The sequence below is a fragment of the Streptomyces sp. NPDC048337 genome (assembly GCF_043201175.1).
Classification (GTDB): domain Bacteria; phylum Actinomycetota; class Actinomycetes; order Streptomycetales; family Streptomycetaceae; genus Streptomyces.
On the sequence record NZ_JBICYR010000040.1, the window covers coordinates 29,370 to 49,384 of the forward strand.

Annotated in this window: 19 protein-coding genes; 6 read left to right on the top strand and 13 right to left on the bottom strand. The window is 71.6% G+C overall.

Annotated features, from left to right (window positions below; translation table 11 throughout):
- Positions 1-218: 218 nt before the first annotated feature.
- A complete protein-coding gene (gene pcrA, locus ACGFYU_RS36290; RefSeq protein ID WP_393831569.1) occupies positions 219-2,774 on the bottom strand; it encodes a DNA helicase PcrA in 2,556 nt (851 codons plus the stop codon).
- Positions 2,775-2,978: 204 nt separating this feature from the next.
- Between pcrA and ACGFYU_RS36295 the strand changes: the two genes are divergently transcribed.
- Positions 2,979-3,899, top strand: a complete 921-nt coding sequence (locus ACGFYU_RS36295; RefSeq protein ID WP_393831570.1) for a hypothetical protein — start codon at positions 2,979-2,981, stop codon at positions 3,897-3,899.
- A 1-nt stretch (position 3,900) separates the two neighbouring features.
- Here the strand turns inward: ACGFYU_RS36295 and ACGFYU_RS36300 are convergent, their stop codons facing one another.
- Positions 3,901-4,209: an ArsR/SmtB family transcription factor gene (locus tag ACGFYU_RS36300; protein WP_393831571.1), complete on the bottom strand. Its 309-nt coding sequence runs from the start codon at positions 4,207-4,209 to the stop codon at positions 3,901-3,903.
- A gap of 86 nt (positions 4,210-4,295) precedes the next feature.
- Here ACGFYU_RS36300 and ACGFYU_RS36305 point away from each other — a divergent pair, with 86 nt between their 5' ends.
- Positions 4,296-4,649: a hypothetical protein gene (locus tag ACGFYU_RS36305; RefSeq protein ID WP_393831572.1), complete on the top strand. Its 354-nt coding sequence runs from the start codon at positions 4,296-4,298 to the stop codon at positions 4,647-4,649.
- Between the two features lie 128 nt (positions 4,650-4,777).
- Positions 4,778-5,821, top strand: a complete 1,044-nt coding sequence (locus ACGFYU_RS36310; protein WP_393831573.1) for an NlpC/P60 family protein — start codon at positions 4,778-4,780, stop codon at positions 5,819-5,821.
- On the opposite strand, the gene ACGFYU_RS36315 is transcribed toward ACGFYU_RS36310, so the two are convergent.
- The 6 genes from ACGFYU_RS36315 to ACGFYU_RS36340 all read right to left on the bottom strand — a co-directional run bounded on the left by ACGFYU_RS36315 (position 5,716) and on the right by ACGFYU_RS36340 (position 11,286).
- Positions 5,716-6,561 (bottom strand): hypothetical protein, encoded by an 846-nt coding sequence (locus tag ACGFYU_RS36315; protein WP_393831574.1) that lies wholly within the window; start codon positions 6,559-6,561, stop codon positions 5,716-5,718. The two genes, ACGFYU_RS36310 and ACGFYU_RS36315, sit on opposite strands and share 106 nt — an antisense overlap.
- 1 nt (position 6,562) lies before the next feature.
- On the bottom strand, positions 6,563-7,240 hold the full coding sequence (locus ACGFYU_RS36320) for a hypothetical protein (RefSeq protein WP_393831575.1): 678 nt from the start codon (positions 7,238-7,240) through the stop codon (positions 6,563-6,565).
- A gap of 230 nt (positions 7,241-7,470) precedes the next feature.
- Positions 7,471-7,866 carry a hypothetical protein gene (locus ACGFYU_RS36325; protein WP_393831576.1) on the bottom strand — a complete coding sequence of 132 codons (396 nt, stop codon included), beginning with the start codon at positions 7,864-7,866 and terminating at the stop codon, positions 7,471-7,473.
- Positions 7,867-8,096: 230 nt separating this feature from the next.
- Entirely contained in the window at positions 8,097-9,209 is a 1,113-nt protein-coding gene (locus ACGFYU_RS36330; RefSeq protein ID WP_393831577.1) for an alpha/beta hydrolase, read from the bottom strand.
- Between the two features lie 83 nt (positions 9,210-9,292).
- Positions 9,293-9,994: a LuxR C-terminal-related transcriptional regulator gene (locus tag ACGFYU_RS36335; protein WP_393831578.1), complete on the bottom strand. Its 702-nt coding sequence runs from the start codon at positions 9,992-9,994 to the stop codon at positions 9,293-9,295.
- Positions 9,991-11,286: a PspC domain-containing protein gene (locus tag ACGFYU_RS36340; protein ID WP_393831579.1), complete on the bottom strand. Its 1,296-nt coding sequence runs from the start codon at positions 11,284-11,286 to the stop codon at positions 9,991-9,993. The genes ACGFYU_RS36335 and ACGFYU_RS36340 overlap by 4 nt, the downstream gene beginning before the upstream one ends.
- 131 nt (positions 11,287-11,417) lie before the next feature.
- Between ACGFYU_RS36340 and ACGFYU_RS36345 the strand changes: the two genes are divergently transcribed.
- Entirely contained in the window at positions 11,418-12,713 is a 1,296-nt protein-coding gene (locus tag ACGFYU_RS36345; protein WP_393831580.1) for a PspC domain-containing protein, read from the top strand.
- On the top strand, positions 12,703-12,924 hold the full coding sequence (locus ACGFYU_RS36350; RefSeq protein WP_393831581.1) for a hypothetical protein: 222 nt from the start codon (positions 12,703-12,705) through the stop codon (positions 12,922-12,924). The genes ACGFYU_RS36345 and ACGFYU_RS36350 overlap by 11 nt, the downstream gene beginning before the upstream one ends.
- Here ACGFYU_RS36350 and ACGFYU_RS36355 read toward each other — a convergent pair.
- From ACGFYU_RS36355 to guaA, 4 genes are all read right to left on the bottom strand, one after another.
- Positions 12,870-13,382 carry a DoxX family protein gene (locus ACGFYU_RS36355; RefSeq protein ID WP_393831582.1) on the bottom strand — a complete coding sequence of 171 codons (513 nt, stop codon included), beginning with the start codon at positions 13,380-13,382 and terminating at the stop codon, positions 12,870-12,872. The two genes, ACGFYU_RS36350 and ACGFYU_RS36355, sit on opposite strands and share 55 nt — an antisense overlap.
- An 18-nt stretch (positions 13,383-13,400) precedes the next feature.
- Complete coding sequence (locus ACGFYU_RS36360) at positions 13,401-14,642, bottom strand: hypothetical protein (protein WP_393831583.1); 1,242 nt, start codon at positions 14,640-14,642, stop codon at positions 13,401-13,403.
- 126 nt (positions 14,643-14,768) lie between these two features.
- Positions 14,769-15,548, bottom strand: a complete 780-nt coding sequence (locus ACGFYU_RS36365) for a class II aldolase/adducin family protein (protein WP_393831584.1) — start codon at positions 15,546-15,548, stop codon at positions 14,769-14,771.
- 131 nt (positions 15,549-15,679) lie between these two features.
- Complete coding sequence (gene guaA, locus ACGFYU_RS36370; protein WP_393831585.1) at positions 15,680-17,278, bottom strand: glutamine-hydrolyzing GMP synthase; 1,599 nt, start codon at positions 17,276-17,278, stop codon at positions 15,680-15,682.
- 297 nt (positions 17,279-17,575) lie between these two features.
- Here guaA and ACGFYU_RS36375 point away from each other — a divergent pair, with 297 nt between their 5' ends.
- Positions 17,576-17,839 (top strand): chorismate mutase, encoded by a 264-nt coding sequence (locus ACGFYU_RS36375; RefSeq protein WP_393831586.1) that lies wholly within the window; start codon positions 17,576-17,578, stop codon positions 17,837-17,839.
- Positions 17,840-18,126: 287 nt separating this feature from the next.
- On the opposite strand, the gene ACGFYU_RS36380 is transcribed toward ACGFYU_RS36375, so the two are convergent.
- The gene (locus tag ACGFYU_RS36380) at positions 18,127-19,767 is read right to left on the bottom strand and encodes an LPXTG cell wall anchor domain-containing protein (RefSeq protein WP_393831587.1); all 1,641 of its coding nucleotides are present in this window, start codon (positions 19,765-19,767) and stop codon (positions 18,127-18,129) included.
- Positions 19,768-20,015: the final 248 nt, after the last annotated feature.

Here is a 20,015-nt window from a genome sequence, read left to right on the forward strand (position 1 = left end):
AGTAGCTGCCCTGGGAGGGCGACCCCCCACTGTGGGTGGCGGCCGTCCAGTACGACGGGTTGGAGCTACCGTCGGCGAACGGGGTACCCGCGGCGTCGCTGGGGAAGCTGCCGTTCAGGTGGGGGCCGCCCGACGTCGCCTTGGTGAAGTCGGTCGCGGCCGCCGGCGTAGGGGTGGATCTTCGGGGCCCCTGTGTGGCGGGCCCCGGCGGGGGGGACTTACAGCTTCTGCACCGGCGCGTAGCGCAGGAGCAGCCGCTTCGGCTTGTCGTCCCCGAAGTCGATGGTGGCCTGCGCGTCGGCGCCCGCGCCCTTGACCTCCATGACGGTGCCGAGCCCGAACTGGTCGTGCGTGACCCGGTCCCCGACCGCCAGGGCGATCACCGGCTTGTCGGCGGCACGGCGCGTCGCGAACCCGGACGGGCCCGACTTCGTGCGCGACGAGGACAGGAACGCCTCGGGCGAGGTGCCGAACGAGGTCCTGCCGCCGCCCGAGCCCGAAGACCCGTAGCCCGAGCCGGAGCTCCGCATCGGACCGGCCGGCCTCTGCGCCGCGCCCGTCCGCTTCCACGTCAGGTACTGGTCCGGGATCTCCTCCAGGAACCGCGACGGCGGGTTGTACGAGGGCGTGCCCCAGGCGCTGCGCATGCTCGACCGGGTCAGGTACAGCCGCTCGCGCGCCCGCGTGATGCCGACGTAGGCGAGGCGGCGCTCCTCCTCGAGCTCCTTGGTCTGGCCCAGCGCCCGCATGTGCGGGAAGACCCCGTCCTCCATGCCGGTCAGGAAGACCACCGGGAACTCCAGGCCCTTGGCGGTGTGCAGGGTCATCAGCGTGATGACGCCGGATCCGTCCTCGTCCTCGTCGGGGATCTGGTCGGAGTCGGCGACGAGCGCCACCTGCTCCAGGAACTCGGCCAGGGTGCCGGAACCGGGCGCCGGGGCGCCGGTCTCGGCCGCCTCGGCGGCCGCCGCCTCCCTCGCCTGCTCGAACTCCAGCGCGACGGCCGCGAGTTCCTGGAGGTTCTCGATGCGCGTCTCGTCCTGCGGGTCGGTCGAGGCCTGGAGCTCGGCGAGGTAGCCGGTACGCTCCAGGACCGCTTCCAGGACCACCGCAGGACCCGCGCCCGATTCGGCGATCGTACGGAGCTCCTCCATCAGCGCGTTGAACCGCTTCACCGCGTTCGTCGAGCGCGCGGCCATGCCGAAGGCCTCGTCCACGCGCCGCAGCGCCTGCGGGAAGGTGATCTTCTCGCGCAGCGCGAGGGCGTCGATCATCGCCTCGGCGCGCTCGCCGATGCCGCGCTTGGGCGTGTTCAGGATCCGGCGGAGCGGGACGTTGTCCTCCGGGTTCGCGAGGACGCGCAGGTACGCGAGGACGTCGCGGACCTCCTTGCGCTCGTAGAAGCGGACGCCGCCGACGACCTTGTAGGGCAGTCCGACGCGGATGAAGATCTCCTCGAACACACGCGACTGGGCGTTGGTCCGGTAGAAGATCGCGACGTCGCCGGCCTTGGCGTCTCCGGCGTCCGTCAGCCGGTCGATCTCGTCGGCGACGAACTGCGCCTCGTCGTGCTCGGTGTCCGCGACGTAGCCGGTGATGACGGCGCCGGTGCCGGCCTCGGTCCACAGGTTCTTGGCGCGGCGGTTCTCGTTGCGCTCGATGACGGCGTTGGCCGCGGAGAGGATCGTCTGGGTGGAGCGGTAGTTCTGCTCCAGCAGGATCGTCGTCGCGTCCTTGTAGTCCTCCTCGAACTGGAGGATGTTGCGGATGGTCGCGCCGCGGAAGGCGTAGATCGACTGGTCGGCGTCACCCACCACGCACAGCTCGGCCGGGGGCAGGTCCGGGTAGCCGGTGCCCACCAGCTCGCGTACGAGCGTGTACTGGGCGTGGTTGGTGTCCTGGTACTCGTCGACCAGGACGTGCCGGAAGCGGCGCCGGTAGTGCTCGGCGACGTCCGGGAACGCCTGGAGCAGGTGGACCGTGGTCATGATGATGTCGTCGAAGTCGAGCGCGTTGGCCTCGCGCAGCCGCCCCTGGTACATGGCGTACGCCTGGGCGAGGGTCTTCTCGAAGCCTCCCCCAGACTCCGTCCGGGAGGTGCCCCCAGCCGCCTGGTCGGCGAAGGCTTCCGCGTCGATCAGCTCGTTCTTCAGGTTGGAGATCTTGGCGTTGAAGGCCTTGGGCGGGAACTTCTTCGGGTCCAGGTCCAGGTCGCGGCAGACGAGCGCCATCAGGCGCTTCGAGTCGGCGGCGTCGTAGATCGAGAACGAGGACGTGAAGCCGAGCCGCTTGGACTCGCGGCGCAGGATACGGACGCACGCGCTGTGGAAGGTGGAGACCCACATGGCGTTGGCGCGCGGGCCGACCAGGCCTTCGACGCGCTCCTTCATCTCGCCGGCGGCCTTGTTGGTGAAGGTGATCGCCAGGATCTGGCCGGGGTGGACGTTCCGCGCGGCCAGCAAGTGGCCGATGCGGTGGGTCAGCACCCGGGTCTTGCCGGAGCCGGCGCCGGCCACGATGAGCAGCGGCGAGCCCGCGTGCACCACGGCCGCGCGCTGCTGCTCGTTCAGCCCGTCGAGGAGCGTCGCCGGGTCGATGACGGGCCGGGGGGCGCCGTCCCGGTAGTACGCGTCCCCGGTCATGGGCACGTCGAACCGGCCGCCGAAGAGATCGTCCGCACCGGGCTCCGGGGCGGCGTGGTCCTCGGGCGGCGGAGGGACCTCGTCGGAGGGGGTGAGGTCCGCCAGGAAACTGTCGTCAAAGAGGCTGCTCATCGCATTCCGAGTCTAGGGGGCGCGACCGACAGGCGGTCCCGCCCCCGGAAAATCAGCGCGGACCGCCACCCGGACCAACCCTTACTCCCGTCGCGGCGCGCCGGGTGCCCCGTACGGGCGGAGCGTACGGGCCGCCGTTAGCCGGGCCCGGGATCGCGGGACTACTGCGGAGTCCCCCGCATTCCCTCCCCCGAAGGAGCCTCCGTGAACGCACACAGCCGTCTGGCCACCCGTACCCTCCTGCCCCTGTGCGGGGCCGCCGCACTCCTCGCCACAGCCACCACGACCGCCTCGCCCCTGGCGGCGGCCCCCGCGGCCGCCGCCGCCGTCCCCGTCGGATGCAGTGAGGTGGCCCTGAGCCAAGCGATCACCATCGCCAACGGCACGGGCGGCACCCTGACGCTCTCGCCGGGCTGTACGTACACCCTCACCACGCCGCTGCCGGCCATCAGCGGCACCATGACGATCGACGGCAACGTCGCCACGATCACCCGGTCGAACAGCGCGCCCGAGTTCGGGATCCTGCGAGTCGCGTCCGGCGGCAACCTGACCATCAGGAGGGTGTTCATCACCAACGGCGCCGCGACCGCCTCCGGCGACTTCGGCGGCGCGATCCACAACGAGGGGACCCTCTCGGTCGGCCAGTCGGTCATCCGGGACAACCGGGCCGATTTCTCCGGGGGCATCGGGGGCAGCAGCGGCACCACCACCACGATCACCAACACCCTGATCAGCCGGAACAAGGCGGCCAGGAACGGCGGCGGCGTCGCCAACGACGGCACCATGACGATCGCCATGTCCACTCTCAGCGACAACACCGCCGTCGGGCAGGGCGGCGGTGTGGCCAACGACGGCACGCTGAAGATCAACCAGAGCGTGCTGCTCAACAACAGCGTCACCGGGACCGACGGCCTGGAGGGGCGCGGCGGCGGCCTCGCGAACTTCGGCGGGGCCGCGACGACCACGCTGAACCGGGCCATCATCACGGGCAACAGGGCCGCCGTCACCGCCGGCGGCGTCTACAACGAGGCCGGCACGGTCGCGTCGACCCTGAGCGTCATCGCGGGCAACACGCCGAACAACTGCGTGACCAGCTCGCCCGCCGTGCAGCAGTGCACGAACTGACCTACGCCTCGCCCAGCACCAGCTCCAGCAGCCCCGGGAAGCGCAGCGCCAGGTCCTCGCGGCGCAGCGCGAGGTAGAGCTTGCGGCCCTGGGGGCGCTGGCAGATCACTCCGCTCTCGCGCAGCACCTTGAGGTGGTGCGTGACGCTCGACCTGGGCAGGTCGGGCACCACCTCACCGCAGAACGCCTCCTCGCCCGAGGCCAGCCTGCGGACGATCTCCAGCCGGACGGGATGTCCGAGCGCCGCCAGGACCTCGACCAGCTCGAGGCGGTCGGCGGTGGGGTGGGGGAGCTCAGCAGCGGCGGCCATGCATCCCACTGTACGCAGATCTCGTACGGTCGATCGGTCACCGCCCGACCGAAATCCGCGGATGGCCGCCCCGTACGCTCGAAGCCATGACCGTCCTCATCAACGCCTTCGTCGGCCTCCACATCATCGGCATCGCCTCGCTCCTCGGCGGCTTCCTGACCCAGATGAAGGCGATGGGCGCGGGCACCGCCCGCTTCGTGCCCGCCATGCTGCACGGCGCGCTCACCATGCTCGTCACCGGCGTCCTGCTCGTCGGCTTCCGCGAGATGGACGGCGCCGCCGTCAACAACATGAAGATCGGCGTGAAGCTCGCGATCCTCTTCGTGATCCTCGCCCTCGTCTACGTCAAGCGCGACGAGGAGCACGTGGAGAAGGCCCTGTTCGGCGCGGTCGGCGGACTGACCGTGGTCAATATCTTCATCGCCGTCCTCTGGCACTGATCCGCATCGGTCTCGAGCGGCCATCCCCGGTCGCATCAGGCCACTTACGATCATCCCGTCATCCGCCCGTTACCTCCGGGTCTACCGTCCTCCTCCAAGCACCGACGGAGGAAGGACGTGAGGCCCTCGTGGCCAGTCATCGAAAGCCCAGGCAGCGCCCGCTCGCCGGCGGCACGGTACGGACCGCCGCCACCACCCTCGCCCTCGCGGGCGCTGCCACCGCGACCGCCTTCGAAGGCACCTCCCAGGCCGACCCCCGCCCCACTCCCTCACAGGTCGAGTCGGAGGTGGACCGGCTCTACGAGGAGGCCGAGGCCTCGACCGAGCGGTACAACGGGGCGAAGCAGAAGGCCGACGAGGCCGAGCGGGCACTGGACGACCTGCGCGACGAGACCGCCCGCAAGACCGACCAGCTCAACAGCGCCCGCGGCGCCCTCGGTTCACTGGCCGCCACCCAGTACCGCAGCGGGGGGAGCCTCGGCACCGCGGTCACGCTCGCGACCGCCGCCGATCCGCAGGAGTACCTCTCCCAGGCCTCCTTCATCACCCGCGCCGGCGACCGCAACGCCGCCGGCATCAGCACCGTGCGACGCCGGCTCGACGAGGTCGGGAGGCTGCGGGAGCAGGCCACCGGACGACTCGCCGACCTCCGGGCGCGGCGGGACGAACTGGCCGAGCACAAGTCCGAGATCGAGGGCAAGCTCGGCACCGCGAAGCGGCTGCTGGCCCGGCTCACCGCCGAGCAGCGCGCCGCGTACGAGGCCAGGTCGGCCGGAGCCGCCCCCGCCGCCGCGCCGTCCGCTCCCCCGCCGCCCGCCGACGGCTCCCGCGCCGCCCGCGCGGTGGCCTTCGCGCACGGCGCGATCGGAAAGCCCTACGTCTGGGGCGCCACGGGCCCGGGATCCTTCGACTGCTCCGGCCTGACGCAGGCGGCCTGGCGCGCGGCCAGGGTCTCGCTCCCCCGCACCACCTACACCCAGATCAACGCCGGCCGCCGCGTCTCCCGCGATCAACTGGCCCCCGGCGACCTGGTGTTCTTCTATTCCGGGGTCACCCACGTCGGCCTCTACATCGGCAACGGCCAGATGATCCACGCCCCCCGCCCGGGCTCGACGGTCCGCGTGGCCCCGATCGACTCGATGCCCTGGGCCGGCGCGTCCCGCCCGGCGTAGGCACTCGCCGACGAGCTGGAGCAGCGGCCCCAGTGATCGCATTCCGGGGTCGGCTCCGGGGTGCAGGCTTTCACCAGCCCGAAGATCAGAATTCCGATGAGCACCAGGATCCCGGCGGAGATCAATCCGCGCCGGTGCCCCGGCAGGGCAGGTGTGCGCCTCGGCAACGAAGCTCCGGTCGGGGACGGCGGGCGCCCGGACGGCGGGCGCCCGGACGGCGGGCGCCCGGACGGCGCGGACACGGGCCGGGGCGGAGCCGGGAGTGCGGTGAGAGCCGATCGCATGGGGAACGCCCGCCCGGACTGGACCGTGAAGCCCTCCTCGTCGCCGAGGAACCGCCGGTAGACGGGGAGCGCCGTCTCGCGACAGGCGTTCAGATCGTCCGGATGCGGTGCGGCGACCCGGTCCTCCGCGCAGACGAATCCGTACATCAATTGGAGCGGGCGGCCGAACTCGTCCCGCGGCGCCTGGTCCACGGAGGCGTTTCCCGGCTCCGCGATGTCGGCCGCGGTGACCTGGTGCGTCGTGTGCACGACCGTCAGGCGGCGTCCGGCCCTGGTGACCACCGGCACGACCTTCACCTGCTCCGCCACCATGCCCGGCGCCACGGAATCGTCGAGGACTCCGTAGTCGCCCTCGGCGACGAGGAAGTCGGGAGCGAGCAGGGTCCGGTAGCCGTGGTTCCGCCCTCGACCGACGAGGAACGGCCACGCCTGCCGGCCAAGTGAGGGCCCGGTCATGTCAGGACAGCCTGGAGTGCGGCAACTGGTCTTCCATGACGGCCACTTTCCGGCGCATGTCTTCGATGACCCGGCGCCGCGCTTCACGGAAGTCTTCATATCCTTGCTGAATCTGGTTCAACTCCCGATTGAGCCGCTCCTGGCGCCGCGCCTGCGCCCCGCCATGGGAGTCGAGGAAGAGTCCCAGTACGGCGTTCCCCGCTAGCGTCGCCGCCGAAGCGCCCAACGTGGCGATCACGGCCTTGCCCGTCACCCGGCCGGCGAAGGCGGCCAGGGAGGCAACCGCGTCCATCGGGGTCATCTGGCTACGTCGGCGCACCTCGGCATAGAAGGCCTCTCGGGCAGCCTGGTCGAGCCGGCCCTCCACCTGCTCGAACAGGTCGGGGACCACGGCCGACAACGGAACGTCCACGCGGGTGGGGTGCACTATCCCCTGAGGCAGTTTGACGATCCTCCCGGTGGGGTCGACGGTCGCGAAACCCGGACCCACCGAACTGACGGGGATGAGCCGGACCACCCGGGTTGCGCCTTGGATCTTCACCAGCGTCCGGAAGTGGTCGTTCGACGTCAGCAGGTCCTGCACGAATTCCAGGCGGATCCGTTCGTCGTTGGGGTGCAGATCCGAGAGCAGGTCCCACTTGGTGATGACGAAGCTGACGGGACACGCCGCCTCGATCATGGTCGGCACCAGGGCGTCGAGGGTCTGCTCAAGACGGATCAGCCCCTGGGGGACACCGTCCAGATGCTGCCGGATGTGATTGCCGTCGATGATCCCGATCAGCGCGTCGGCCCCGGCGGATGTGGTCGAAGAGCTCTTCCTGCACCGTCGATCCGGGTGCCTGAGGCTCCGTCAGGAGTTCACCCGCGTACTCCAGGTATTTCAGCTCCAGAATGGGGTGGACAGCGCCGTCAGGGGTGCGGGCCTTCACCATGAACGAGAAGTGCCGCGACTCCCCCTTCGCGGTTCCGGCCGGCCAGCCGTCCGCCACCGCCGAGTCCGCCATCTGCGTGTACCACTTGGTTGAGTTGCATCCTGTCCGCGTCCGAGGGAACGCGGAGGTAATAGCTCTGGCCTGCCGGTGACTGGAGCCGGTGGTACATGCTGGCCAGCAGCAACGTCTTGCCCGAACCCTGCAACCCCAGCGCCACGACCTGGAACGTCGGAAGTTCCTCGGCACGACCTGGAACGTCGGACCTCGGAGGTTGCGCGAAGGGACGCCGTTCAGGGACCGGGGGTGACTCGGGGTTGCGGCGGTAGATCCACACCACGAGGGCGATGAGGAACACGAGCAGAACGACGCTCACTACGAGGGGAACCCACATGACTCTCCGTCCTGGCAGCCGGCCATACGGCCGCCGCACAAACGGCAAGTGGGACCGGGCCGCCAGGCGAATGGACGGGCCTGGGACAGGGACAGTGCCCGAAGGCCTCATGGTCCCGACGTTTCACGTCCCCAAGGGGCACCGCTCTCTTCTTCCATGGTCCCCGCTCACCGCTGCCCCGGCCACTCGGACGGGCGAGCCGAGCGCTGCCGCTACGGCGTCTTGACCACGCCGCTGAGCCACTGGAAGGTCTGCGGTAGCTGCTTCGACCACGAGTCGAGGTTGTGGCCGCCGGTCACCTTCTCCGCGTGGACCGCGGTCGGGCTCTGCGCGAGCGCCTTGAGGTCCATGCCGGACAGGTAGCCGTCCTGCTCGGCGCCCGACATCCACAGCGAGACCGCCGGCGGCGCGGGCGTGGCCTTCAGGACGGCCTTCAGGTTGTGGGTGCGCCGCAGCTCCGGGTCCTGCGCGACCAGCGACGAGGGCTCCTGGCCCGGGTCGTTGTAGCCGGACAGGGAGACGGCCGCGCTGTAGCGGTCGGGGTGGGAGATCGCCAGCTTGGCGGCGCAGTACGCGCCGGCCGAGTAGCCGGCGACGCCCCAGGTGCGGGCCTCGTCCGACACCCGGAAGTTGTCGGTGACCATCTTGCGGACGTCGACGCTGAACCAGCTGTCGGCGTTGACCTTGCCGGTGATGTTGGCGCAGCCGGTGTCGGCGTTGCCCAGCAGCATGGCGCGCGGCGAGACGAGGATGAACGGCTTCACCTTGCCGCTCTTCATCAGCGGCTCCAGCACCTCGTGCGCCTTGAGCCCCTGGAACCAGGACTTGCCCGTCCCGGGTATGCCCGGGATCAGCTCGACCACCGGGAACTTCTTGTCCTTGAAGGCCGGGTCGTCGTACTGCGGCGGCAGCCACACCATGACGTCGCCCTTGACCCCGGAGATCTTCCCGTCGAGCTCGGTCTTCTGGACCCGGCCGCCGAGTCCTTCGACCGGCTGGAACGCCTGCTTGACCTTGGGCTCGGCCTTGACCTCGGCTGCCTTCTTCCCGCCGAGCCCGTCCGGGCCGAGGTCGGGGGCGGCGGTGACGTACTTGCCGGTGCCGAACAGGTCTCCCCAGGAGGCGTAGAAGTTCATGTCCCGGTTGACCGCGACGAATACCAGCGCGATGGCGGTGACCTGCGCGAAGACCACCATCAGGCCGCGGGTCGCGACGCGCACGACGGCGGGGCCGCGCACCTTGCTCCACACGGCCAGCGGCAGGACGACGGCGATCGCGGCCAGCACGGCCACCGTCGCGAAAAGGGGGGTCCCCGTCAGGCTCATCACGCCACCCAAGAGGGCGGTGCGCCGCCCTCCGGTTGCCCCGCCCCCCTGCGTCGTGGATCACACCCCGCCCTACCGGGCGGTCACACCAGACGGCGTGCGGTGGCCCAGCGGGTCAGCTCGTGGCGGTTGGAGAGCTGGAGCTTCCTGAGCACCGCCGAGACGTGCGACTCGACCGTCTTCACCGAGATGAAGAGCTGCTTGGCGATCTCCTTGTACGCGTACCCGCGCGCGATGAGCCGCAGCACCTCGCGCTCGCGCTGCGTGAGGCGGTCCAGGTCCTCGTCGACCGGCGGGGCGTCCGTCGAGGCGAAGGCGTCGAGCACGAAGCCGGCCAGCCGCGGCGAGAAGACCGCGTCCCCGTCCTGCACCCGGAAGATCGAGTTCACCAGGTCGGTGCCGGTGATGGTCTTGGTGACGTAGCCGCGCGCGCCGCCGCGGATGACCCCGATGACGTCCTCGGCCGCGTCCGACACCGACAGGGCCAGGAACCGTACGGGGTGCTCGGCCGACGCCATCAGCGGGGCGCAGCGGCGCAGCACCTCGACCCCGCCGCCGCCGGGCAGGTGCACGTCGAGCAGGACCACCTCGGGGCGGGTGGCGGTGATGACGGTGACGGCCTGGTCCACGTCTGCGGCTTCGCCGACGACCTCGACGCCGGTCCGCGCGGTGTCGCCGATCTCGGCCTGTACGCCCGTGCGGAACATCCGGTGGTCGTCGACGAGCACCACCCGGACCCGCCGGGCCTCGGTCGCGCTCTCGTTCGTACCGGCTTCTTCGGTCATGCTGCGTTCGCCGCCCTCTCCATCTCCAGTTCGACCACCGTGCCGCCGTCGGGCGCGGACCGCAGCACCGCGGTCCCCCCGTTGCGCTGCATCCGGCCGATGATCGATTCTCGTACGCCCATGCGGTCGTCCGGTACCGCGTCGATGTCGAAGCCCGGTCCCCGGTCCCGTACGGACACGAACACCGTCTGCCCCTCCACCTCCGCGTACACCTGCACGGGCCCGCCCTCGCCACCGTACTTGGCGGCGTTGACCATCGCCTCGCGTGCGGCCTGGATCTGGGCCGCCAGCCGCTCGTCGAGCGGGCAGTCGCCGACGAGGACGACCTCGATGGGGACGCCGTGGTGGTCCTCCACCTCGGCGGCGGTCTTCTTCACGGCCTCAGCGAGGGTGGCCGGCTCCTCGGCCTCGTCCTTGCCGGTGCCCTCGGGCTTGTAGAGCCAGTTCCGCAGCTCGCGCTCCTGCGCCCGCGCCAGCCGGCGGACCTCGCCGACGTCCTCCGCGTTGCGCTGGATCAGGGTGAGGGTGTGCAGGACGGAGTCGTGCACGTGGGCGGCGACCTCGGCACGTTCCTGGGCGCGGATGCGCATCAGGCGCTCCTCGGAGAGGTCCTGGGTCATCCGGATCAGCCAGGGTCCGGCGAGCAGGGCGATGCCGACAAGGACGGCGAGGGTCGCGGTCAGGACGTTGCCGAGCTGGGCGGCGGAGCCCCGTACGACGATGAAGACGGTGAGCCCGACGCCGACGAGGGCGACGCCGGCGAGGGCCCGGGCGGCCTGGAAGAGGCGTCCGTGCCGTCCGACGGCCTCGTTCCAGTGGGCGCGGCGGGCGTTGTCGGCCTGCCGCCATACGAGGACCACACCGGCCCCGACCAGCAGCGTCGGCCACACGTACCGGCCGGAGGCGCCGCCGACCTGGACCTTGGAGATGAAGATGCCCGCGCCGATGAACAGCGCGATCAGTGCGGTGATCTGCCCTCGGTCGGGCTTGCGCAGGCGGCGGCTGCCGTCGGCGAGGGTCTCGAAGAAGGAGCGGTGCCCGGTACGGCCGCCGACGCCCAGCGGTACGAAGACCCAGAAGGCGGCGTAGAGCAGGATGCCGAGGCCGTCCCCCCACATGAACAGCATGAGGAAGGCGAGCCGGACCCAGACCACGGGCAGCCCGAGGTGTCCGGCGAGGCCCCGCGCGACACCGCCGAGCATCCGGCCGTCGGCGCTGCGGTAGAGCTTGCGCTGCGGCGCTTCCTCGGGATCCGGTGCGAGGGGGGTGCGGGTGGCGGCTACGGACGGCATGCCATCGATGGTCACACGCGCGCGGGCGGCCGGGCATCAGGGCATCCCCCCAGTTCTGTCGGGGGGATATCAGGGTTGTGCCAGGGTCGGGCCCGGTGCCGCGCGCCTCGGCGGCCCGTCACCATGGACCCATGACCGAAGTGCACGACGCCCCGCCGGAGGACCCGCGGGCCCCTGCCCCGCCGGACGCCCGTCCGCCCCTGCGCCGCAGCAAGCGCGACAAGTTGCTCGCGGGCGTGTGCGGGGGTCTTGGCCGGTACTTCGACCTGGATCCCGTGATCTTCCGGATCGTCCTCGGGGTCCTCGCGGTCACCGGGGGCGTCGGCCTGATCTTCTACGGCTTCGCGTGGCTGCTGCTCCCCGTCGAGGGCGAGGAGGACAGCGAGGCGAAGAAGATGCTGACCGGCCGGATCGAGGGGGCGACCCTCGCCGCGGTGTTCGCCGCGCTGGTGGGCTGCGCGCTGTTCCTGTCGATGCTGGACAACGGCGGCCTCGCGGTCTTCTCGGTCCTGGCCATCCTGGCTCTGGGCGGAGCCTCGTACTGGTCGCAGCGGCGGCGGCACACCTCCCCGCCGGAGACGAAGGCCCCCGCCGCGCACTCCCCCGCCCCGCCGGAGACGAAGGCCCCGCCGACCCCGGGCGGCCCCTCCTGGTGGCGGGACCCGCTGGTCAAGGACGGCACCACCGGCCCGGTCGGCACCACGGGCTACCTGTGGGGCCCGGACGACGACGCCGACGCGGTGCGCGAGCCCGCCGCGGCCGGGGCCGCGAGGAAGCCCGACGCCCCGGCCCGCCCGCGCGGCGGCATCGGCGGCCGGGTCTTCGTCCTGGCGCTGCTCGCCGGGGCCTGCTCCACCACCTCGGTGTGGGAGGGCAGCACCCTCAGCCACGCGCTGCAGATCGGCTTCGCCTCCGCCCTGGCCGTGTTCGGTCTGGGCCTCGCGGTCAGTTCGGTCAAGGGCCGTACCGGCTTCGGCACGGTGCTGCTGGCGCTCCTGACCGCCGGGCTGCTGGCGGGGGCCTCGGTGCTGCCCCGGGACATCGGCACGGACTGGCGGGAGGTCGAGTGGCGCCCGGCCGCGGTGGCCGACGTCAAGCCCGTCTACGACGCGGGCACCGGGCTCGCCACCTTGGACCTGAGCCGCCTGGACGTACCGAAGGGCACGACGGTGGCGGTCCGCGCCTCCCTCGACGCGGGGCGGCTCAAGGTGGTCGTGCCCCGCGAGGTGACGGCCGTGGCCGACGTCTCGATCCGGCTGGGCGACATCCAGCTGCCCGGGGAGACCAGCCAGGACGTGCGCATCCGCAGCGGCGGCGACCACCAGGAGGCGACGCTTCCGCCCGCCGCCGGCACCGAGGCCGGCGGCACGATCGAGCTGCACCTGAACGCGGGTGTGGGACAGGTGGAGGTGGCCCGTGCGTCATGAGTTCCAGCCGGGACGGCTGATCGCGGGGCTGGCCCTGATCACGGCGGGCGTGCTCTATCTCCTCGACGCGACCGGCCGGGTCGATCTGCCGTGGTTCCTGGTCATCGCGCTGACCGTGGGCGGACTGACCCTCGCCGCCCTGACGGGGATGATCACCTACGCCCTGCGGCGGGACCGGCGCGACCGGATCAGCGAGTCCAGGGACGGGTAGGCCGCCCCGGCGAGGATCAGCGGGGTCCAGGCCAGCAGGTAGATCAGGTCGTTGCCGTAGTAGTACGGGGTCACCGCCCACGACACGGTGAGCCACAGGCTGAGCGAGATCAGCGCTCCGCCGACGGCCGCGATACGGGTCAGCAGGCCGGCCAGGGTTCCGAGGCCGACCAGGATCTCCCCGATGGCCAGGACCACGGCGAAGCCGACGGGAGCCTTGAGCGCCAGGTCCACCAGGGCCGGGACCGCGGAGGTGTCGCGCACCCCGCGCATCAGGTCGCCGATGGAGCCCTCGCCGGCGGCGGAGAGGAACGCGGAGTCGGTCAGCTTGTCGAGGCCCGCGTACACGAAGGTCACGCCGAGGAAGATCCGCAGCGGCAGCAGCGCGTGGCGGACCGCCTGCTCCTTGATCGGGGAATCGCTCAACCGGGGGACGTCAGGAACATCGGTTCGGGTCACGGGTCATGTGTACCCCCATCACTCGGCCACGTCGATGGTGCAGCGGTTGGATTCCACTCCGGCGGCGGTCACCACCAGGAGCTCGATCCGGCCGGGTTCCACTTCCGCCGGGACCGGCACCGTCAGGACCGTGTCCGAGGGGTTGGTGAACCCGCCGGCCACCGGGACCAGCGGCACGTGCACGTGCACCGCGCCGATCCGCACCACCAGCCGCGCCAGCATCTCCGGCGTCTGCGCCCCGGGCGGCACGAAGCCCACCCCCCGGATCTCGATGTCGTCCCCGGGTCGGACGGCCGCGTCCAGATCCCCGGGCTCCCGTCTGCGCACCACCGACAGCACCAGCGGGCGACTGCCTTCCGCGTACTTGGCGGCCAGGTAGACGGCGGCCGACAGCGCCACCAGCAGGGCCAGCGCCCACGGCAGCTGCGGGAGCCGCTCCGGGAAGCGGGCCAGCGACACCGCCGCGTAGGCCAGCACCACCGTGGAGACCAGTACGTACTGGGCGTCCGGGAAGCTCCCGCGCCCCGCGTCGTCGGTGAGCAGGTCCACCCCGCGCGGCCGGTCGGCCGGCAGCTTCTGCAGCCGCTGGCCCATGATCCGTACGGAGACCACCCGGCGCACCAGCACGGCCACCGCCGAGGTCAGCGCGACCACCGCCAGCAGCGGCAGCGCCCGGTCCAGTGCGAGCCCCGCGTACAGCGCCTGCCGCTCCGGCCCGGGCGCCGAGGCCGCCAGCCGCAGCGCGGGCAGCAGCGCGGCGAACGCCGTCAGCACCACCCAGGCGCTCGGCACGGCCTTCGAGGTGGACAGCCGGTTGTCCTCGCCGACCAGCGGGGCCAGCAGCCCGCCGCGCACCGACTGGGCGCGGGCCGCGACCGTGAGCAGCCCGGCCAGCACCAGCGCGGCCAGCAGCCCGGCGGTGCGGGCCGTGGACCAGCCGGTGCCGAGCGCGGTGCCGACCTGGACGAGCAGCAGGACGCCGGCGGCGATCCACACGGCGAGGACGGCCCGCCGGGAGAACAGGTACAGCCAGGAGGTCCCGGCCTCCCTGCCCCGGTCGGCGACGGTGCGTGCCGACAGGGTCAGTTCGTCGGAAACCCACTGGCGCGACGCCCCCAGCGAGTGGGCGACGGCGGCCGGCACTCCCTGGCCGGAGGCGAACTCGTCCCGCTTCTCCAGGAACCCGGCGAGGGCCCGGCGGTGGCCCTCGCGCGCGCAGTCGTCGCAGGCGCAGGCGGCCGTGTGGACACCTCTGGACATCTCAGACATCTCTTGGACAGCCACGTGCGTGCCGCCTCTCTGAACTACGGTGCAATGCCAGCGAATTGTGCACCACTGCGGCAGTGTTCCGGATTGCGCACGATGTCAGAGCAGGTGATTAACCGTTCATGATGTTGACGCCACCGTCTGCCAGAGCGGCTGGTAGCTCACCCAGGCGGCCAGATCGCCGCCGAACCGCTCGCGCGTGGCCACGGCGCTGTGGTGGTCGATGAGCACCGGCTTCCCGGCCGCCCGCGCGATCAGCTGGACCTGCGCCGCGCGCTCGGCCGCGATGAACCACCACGCGGCCGCGTCCACCGAGCCGCCGACCGTCAGCAGCCCCTGGTTGCGCAGGATCAGCGCCTTGTACGGGCCCAGCGCGAGGGCGATCCGCGCGCCGTCCTGCGCGCCCGCGTACTCGTCGAGGAGCGCGTGGTCCTCGTAGAAGGCGCAGGCCTCATGGGTGACGGGGGCGAGCAGCTCGCCGAGGCAGGCCAGCGCGCGTCCGTACGGGGCCTGCGTGCGGACGACGGCCACGGCCTCGGGGCGCGCCCGGTGCACGGCCGCGTGCACGGCGAAGGCGAGCTGGTTGACCCTCCGCTCGCCCTGGACCACCCGCCCCTCCCCGTCGACCAGCAGCAGGTCCTCGGGGCCGAGGCCGGCGAAGGCCCGGCCGAAGGGGTTCACCCAGAAGCAGTCCTCGAACTCCGGGTCGCGCGCGGTGACGTGCCCGGCGACCCCGTCCTCGTACCCGAGGCGCCCGAACAGCCGCAGCGCCCCGGCGAGCCGCTCCTTGCGGTACGCGCGCTCCTCGGCCGGGTCCGCGTGCACGGGCGGCATCTCGAAGGCCAGCCGGTCCACCGGCACGGGGGCGGGGGCGGGTACGGGTACGGGCTGATCCGGCATGGCCCCTCCTTGTGGTCACGGCGCGCGGCGGTCGCGGCGCAAGGTACCGGCGCGGCCGCCAAGTGACCATAGGTACGGCGAAGCCGCCGCTCCCCGGTGGGAGCGGCGGCTTCGTCACGGGCGGGTGGGGCCTACTCCCACTCGATGGTGCCCGGGGGCTTGCTCGTGCAGTCCAGGACCACGCGGTTCACGTCCGGCACCTCGTTGGTGATGCGGGTGGAGATCCGCGCGAGCACCTCGTACGGCATGCGCGTCCAGTCCGCGGTCATCGCGTCCTCGGAGGAGACGGGGCGCAGCACGATCGGGTGGCCGTAGGTGCGGCCGTCGCCCTGCACGCCGACACTGCGGACGTCCGCGAGCAGGACGACCGGGCACTGCCAGATCTCGCGGTCCAGGCCGGCCGCGGTGAGCTCGTGGCGGGCGATGGCGTCGGCCTCGCGCAGCAGGTCCAGGCGGTCCTTGGTGACCTCGCCGACGATGCGGATGCCCAGGCCCGGGCCCGGGAAGGGCTGGCGCTGGACGATCTCCTCGGGCAGGCCGAGCTCCTGGCCGACCATCCGGACCTCGTCCTTGAACAGCTGGCGCAGCGGCTCGACGAGCTCGAACTCGATGTCCTCGGGGAGGCCGCCCACGTTGTGGTGGGACTTGATGTTGGCGGTGCCGGTGCCGCCGCCGGACTCGACGACGTCCGGGTACAGGGTGCCCTGGACCAGGAAGGCCACCTCCGGGCCGCCCTCGGCCTCGTCGATGATCTCGGACTGGGCCTGCTCGAAGACGCGGATGAACTCGCGGCCGATGATCTTGCGCTTGGTCTCCGGGTCGGAGACGCCGGCCAGCGCGTTCAGGAAGCGCTCCTGGGCGTCTACGACCTTCAGCTGCACGCCCGTGGCGGCGACGAAGTCCTTCTCGACCTGCTCGGTCTCGCCCTTGCGCATCAGGCCGTGGTCGACGTACACGCAGGTCAGCTGCGAGCCGATGGCCTTCTGCACGAGGGCTGCGGCGACCGCGGAGTCCACGCCGCCGGAGAGGCCGCAGATGGCGCGCTTGTCGCCGACCTGCTGGCGGATCGCCTCGATCTGCTCCTCGACGATGTTGCCGGTGGTCCAGGTGGGCTCCAGGCCCGCACCGCGGTAGAGGAAGTGCTCCAGGACCTGCTGGCCGTGCGTGGAGTGCATCACCTCGGGGTGGTACTGCACGCCGTACAGCTTCTGCGCGTCGTTCTCGAAGGCCGCGACCGGGACGACGTTCGTCGACGCGGTGACGGTGAAGCCCTCGGGGGCGGCGGAGCAGGCGTCACCGTGCGACATCCACACCGACTGGTGCTCGGGGGTGCCCTCGAAGAGGGTGGAGCCGGCCTTGGAGACCGACAGCGGCGTACGGCCGTACTCGCGCGCGCCCGTGTTGTCGACGGTGCCGCCGAGGGTGGTCGCCATCAGCTGGAAGCCGTAGCACATGCCGAAGACGGGGACACCGGCCTCGAAGAGGGCGCGGGCGTCGTCCAGGCGCGGGGCGCCCTCCTCGTACACGGAGGACGGGCCGCCGGAGAGGATGATCGCCTTGGGGTCCTTGGCCAGCATCTCGGCCACCGGCATCGTGCTGGGGACGATCTCGCTGTAGACCCGTGCCTCGCGGACGCGGCGGGCGATGAGCTGGGCGTACTGGGCGCCGAAGTCGACGACGAGAACCGTGTCCGGGGCGCTGTCGTGGGCGGCGGAGGGTGCTTCTGGCACGGGACGGCCTTCCGGCGGATGAGGTGGTTGTATTTGTCGATTCTAACGGTGGACGCCACCACCCATTCGTCTCACCATCCGAACCCGGTTGGCCCGGAGCGGGACGGAGGGTAATAATCCGTTCCATGCGCAAGCAGCTGAGCTTCCTCTTTACCTATGGCACCGGCCGGTCCGGTCGCCATGGGTCCTCGTGATGCTCGCTTGAGCCACTGACTTCCCAGAGCGCCCCGGTCCGACAGGACCGGGGCGCTCCGGCGTTTCCGCTCCTTCGGGCCACGACCCCCAAGGAGAACCGTCATGACCACGATCACCACCACCCCCGAGCAGCTGATCGCCGACTCCCGCGAGCGCATCGACGCCCTCGACGACCGGATCATCGGCCTGATCCAGGAGCGGATGGCCGTCTCGACCGTCATCCAGGAGGCCCGGATCTCCTCGGGCGGCCGCCGGGTGCACCTCTCACGGGAGATGGAGGTGCTCTCCCACTGGAGCGACGCCCTCGGCAAGCCCGGCACCGCCCTGTCCATGACCCTGCTGGAGCTGTGCCGCGGCCGCGTCTGAGCCCGGGGCCCCGGGCCCTTGAGCGGGTGTTCGTCACCCGTCCGGAGCGTGACCGCCCCAGGTGCCCTTCGTTGGTGAGGATGTCCGCGCCAGCCAGGTGCGGGACCGCAACACCACGCGTGGCTCCGCAGGAGCGATGAGACGTACGCCCCGTGGAGCGTGCGTCGTGGGACCTCGCTCCTTCGCGTGACCGGACGGCAGGGGACAGCAGCCCGGTCACCCCATGAAAAGACGGCCGGACCGGGGGACGCCCCGGACCGGCCGTTCTTCTGTGTCGTTCTACGTGGCTACGCGCGACCGGTGGCCCGACGGCGGAAGACCAGGAACAGCGCGCCGCCGGCGGCGACGAGGACCGCGCCGGCGATCAGGATCGGACCGGCGGTGGCGCCGGTGCTGGCGAGGCCGCCCTGCGCCGTGGTGCCGGTGCTCGCGGTGGGGCTCGGCGTGGCCGACGCGGTGGCGGAGCCCGTCGGCGTCGGGGTGGCGCTGGTGGTCGGGCTCGGGCTCGGCGTGGTGCCGCCGTCCTTGGCGTTGATCACGAAGGCGGCCTTGTTGTTGGCGTGGTTCGGGTCGAAGGCCTGCGGCTCGGTGCCCGACGGGATCCACTGGCCGACCGCGATGGAGCCCGTGGCGTCGGCCACGACCTTCTCGATCTTCAGCTCGAACGGGTGGGAGACCTTCTCCGCCTCGCCCACGATGTGGGTGGTTCCGCAGAAGTAGCGGGGAGCACCCAGGTTCTGCTCGCGGTAGGTGCCGTCGGCGTTGACCCCGCGGCACTGCTCCGGAGCCTTCGTCACCTTGGCGCCCTGCGGGACGACGATGTCCGTCCGGGCGACGTCCTCACCCGAGCGCAGGTAGGCGACCCACGCCGGGCCCTTGTTGTCGAAGCCGAAGTCCGCCTTGACCGTGTCGCCGGCCTTGCCCTTGAGGGACACGGGGCGCGCCGCGAAGTCGGCGGTGTTCTTCGTCTGGAAGTCGAACTCGTGCTGGTTGTCCGACGGGTCGATCTCCGCGGACTGCCGGGTGGCCTTGGCCGGCCGCTCCACGGCGGTCAGCTTCTTGCCGGTGCTCGGCCGCTCCAGCTTCTGGGTGGTCTTCGGCTGGGCGCCGGCCGCGTGCACCGCGTAGGTCATCCCGTCGATGAAGGCGTGCGGGGCCGCCTTGAGGGTCAGCGCGCCGTCGACCTCGTAGACCGTGCCCGGCTTGTACTCGCCGTCGAGGATGCACACCGCGGTGTTCCAGCCCGCGTTCCACGGCCGGCCCGCGCCGTCGTTCTGGCTGTAGGAGCAGTTGTCGTACCGCTCGACGAGCCCGATGCCGTGCGAGGTGTTCACCTCCAGCGCCACGCCGTCGACGGACTCCGTGCCCGCGTTGGTGAAGACGATCGGCAGCTGCTGCGTCTCGCCCGGGACGAGCTTCGCCTTGAGGGGGGCCTCCTTCAGCACCAGGTCCGGGCCGCCCACCTTGACCTTGGTGGTGGCGGACTTGAAGGTGGCGCCCTCCGCCTTGCCGGTCATCGTCAGGTCGGCGACCGTGCCGACCTTGCTGTCCCTGGCGGCGGTGAGGTCCAGGGTCACGACGTCACTGCTGTGCGTCCAGATCGCCCAGTCCTTGCAGGTCACCGTCGTGGCGGCGAGCGTGCAGCCGTTGGACCGGTCCTTGTCGAGCGTGACGTCGGCGACCCCCTTGAGCGTGCTCAGGTCGATCGTGAAGGTGGTCTGACGGCCGAAGACGTTCCCGGTCTCGTTCTCGACCCGGAACTCGACCGAGGTCTTCTGCGGCTGACCGCTCTGCCCGGGGTGCGGGCGCAGGCCGATCTCCGTCGGGCTGGTGAGCGTGAAGACGGGATCCGCGGCGTTCGCGGGGGCGGCGGCCAGGCCTACGGACGCCAGGCCGGCTGCCGCCAGCAGGGAGATGCGCTTTCTCATGCACCCCTTGACCACCGGCCCCGGGCCTCGGTTGCACGCTTCGCCACGTGATCGACGACACAGACCGGCCTTCGGGATTCCGGTACAACCATCACGGCGGAACACCGGTCACACATGTACCGCGGTGGGGGGGGGGCGCGGGGGGGGGGGGGCGCGGCCCCCCCCCCCGCCCCGGGGGCCCCCCCCCGGGGCCCCCCGCCCCGCCGCGGGGGCAGCGGCCGCCCCCGCCAGCTCACCCCCCACGCCGC

What these genes read in the sequence shown, in the direction of transcription:
- ACGFYU_RS36340 (WP_393831579.1), bottom strand. Translation starts at nt 11,286, where the DNA reads ATGCCGTCCGTAGCCGCCACCCGCACCCCCCTCGCACCGGATCCCGAG.
- ACGFYU_RS36315 (WP_393831574.1), bottom strand. Translation starts at nt 6,561, where the DNA reads ATGACCGGGCCCTCACTTGGCCGGCAGGCGTGGCCGTTCCTCGTCGGT.
- pcrA (WP_393831569.1), bottom strand. Translation starts at nt 2,774, where the DNA reads ATGAGCAGCCTCTTTGACGACAGTTTCCTGGCGGACCTCACCCCCTCC.
- ACGFYU_RS36345 (WP_393831580.1), top strand. Translation starts at nt 11,418, where the DNA reads ATGACCGAAGTGCACGACGCCCCGCCGGAGGACCCGCGGGCCCCTGCC.
- ACGFYU_RS36300 (WP_393831571.1), bottom strand. Translation starts at nt 4,209, where the DNA reads ATGGCCGCCGCTGCTGAGCTCCCCCACCCCACCGCCGACCGCCTCGAG.
- ACGFYU_RS36330 (WP_393831577.1), bottom strand. Translation starts at nt 9,209, where the DNA reads ATGAGCCTGACGGGGACCCCCCTTTTCGCGACGGTGGCCGTGCTGGCC.
- ACGFYU_RS36380 (WP_393831587.1), bottom strand. Translation starts at nt 19,767, where the DNA reads ATGAGAAAGCGCATCTCCCTGCTGGCGGCAGCCGGCCTGGCGTCCGTA.
- ACGFYU_RS36305 (WP_393831572.1), top strand. Translation starts at nt 4,296, where the DNA reads ATGACCGTCCTCATCAACGCCTTCGTCGGCCTCCACATCATCGGCATC.
- ACGFYU_RS36365 (WP_393831584.1), bottom strand. Translation starts at nt 15,548, where the DNA reads ATGCCGGATCAGCCCGTACCCGTACCCGCCCCCGCCCCCGTGCCGGTG.
- ACGFYU_RS36375 (WP_393831586.1), top strand. Translation starts at nt 17,576, where the DNA reads ATGACCACGATCACCACCACCCCCGAGCAGCTGATCGCCGACTCCCGC.
- ACGFYU_RS36335 (WP_393831578.1), bottom strand. Translation starts at nt 9,994, where the DNA reads ATGACCGAAGAAGCCGGTACGAACGAGAGCGCGACCGAGGCCCGGCGG.
- ACGFYU_RS36320 (WP_393831575.1), bottom strand. Translation starts at nt 7,240, where the DNA reads ATGATCGAGGCGGCGTGTCCCGTCAGCTTCGTCATCACCAAGTGGGAC.
- ACGFYU_RS36360 (WP_393831583.1), bottom strand. Translation starts at nt 14,642, where the DNA reads ATGTCCAGAGGTGTCCACACGGCCGCCTGCGCCTGCGACGACTGCGCG.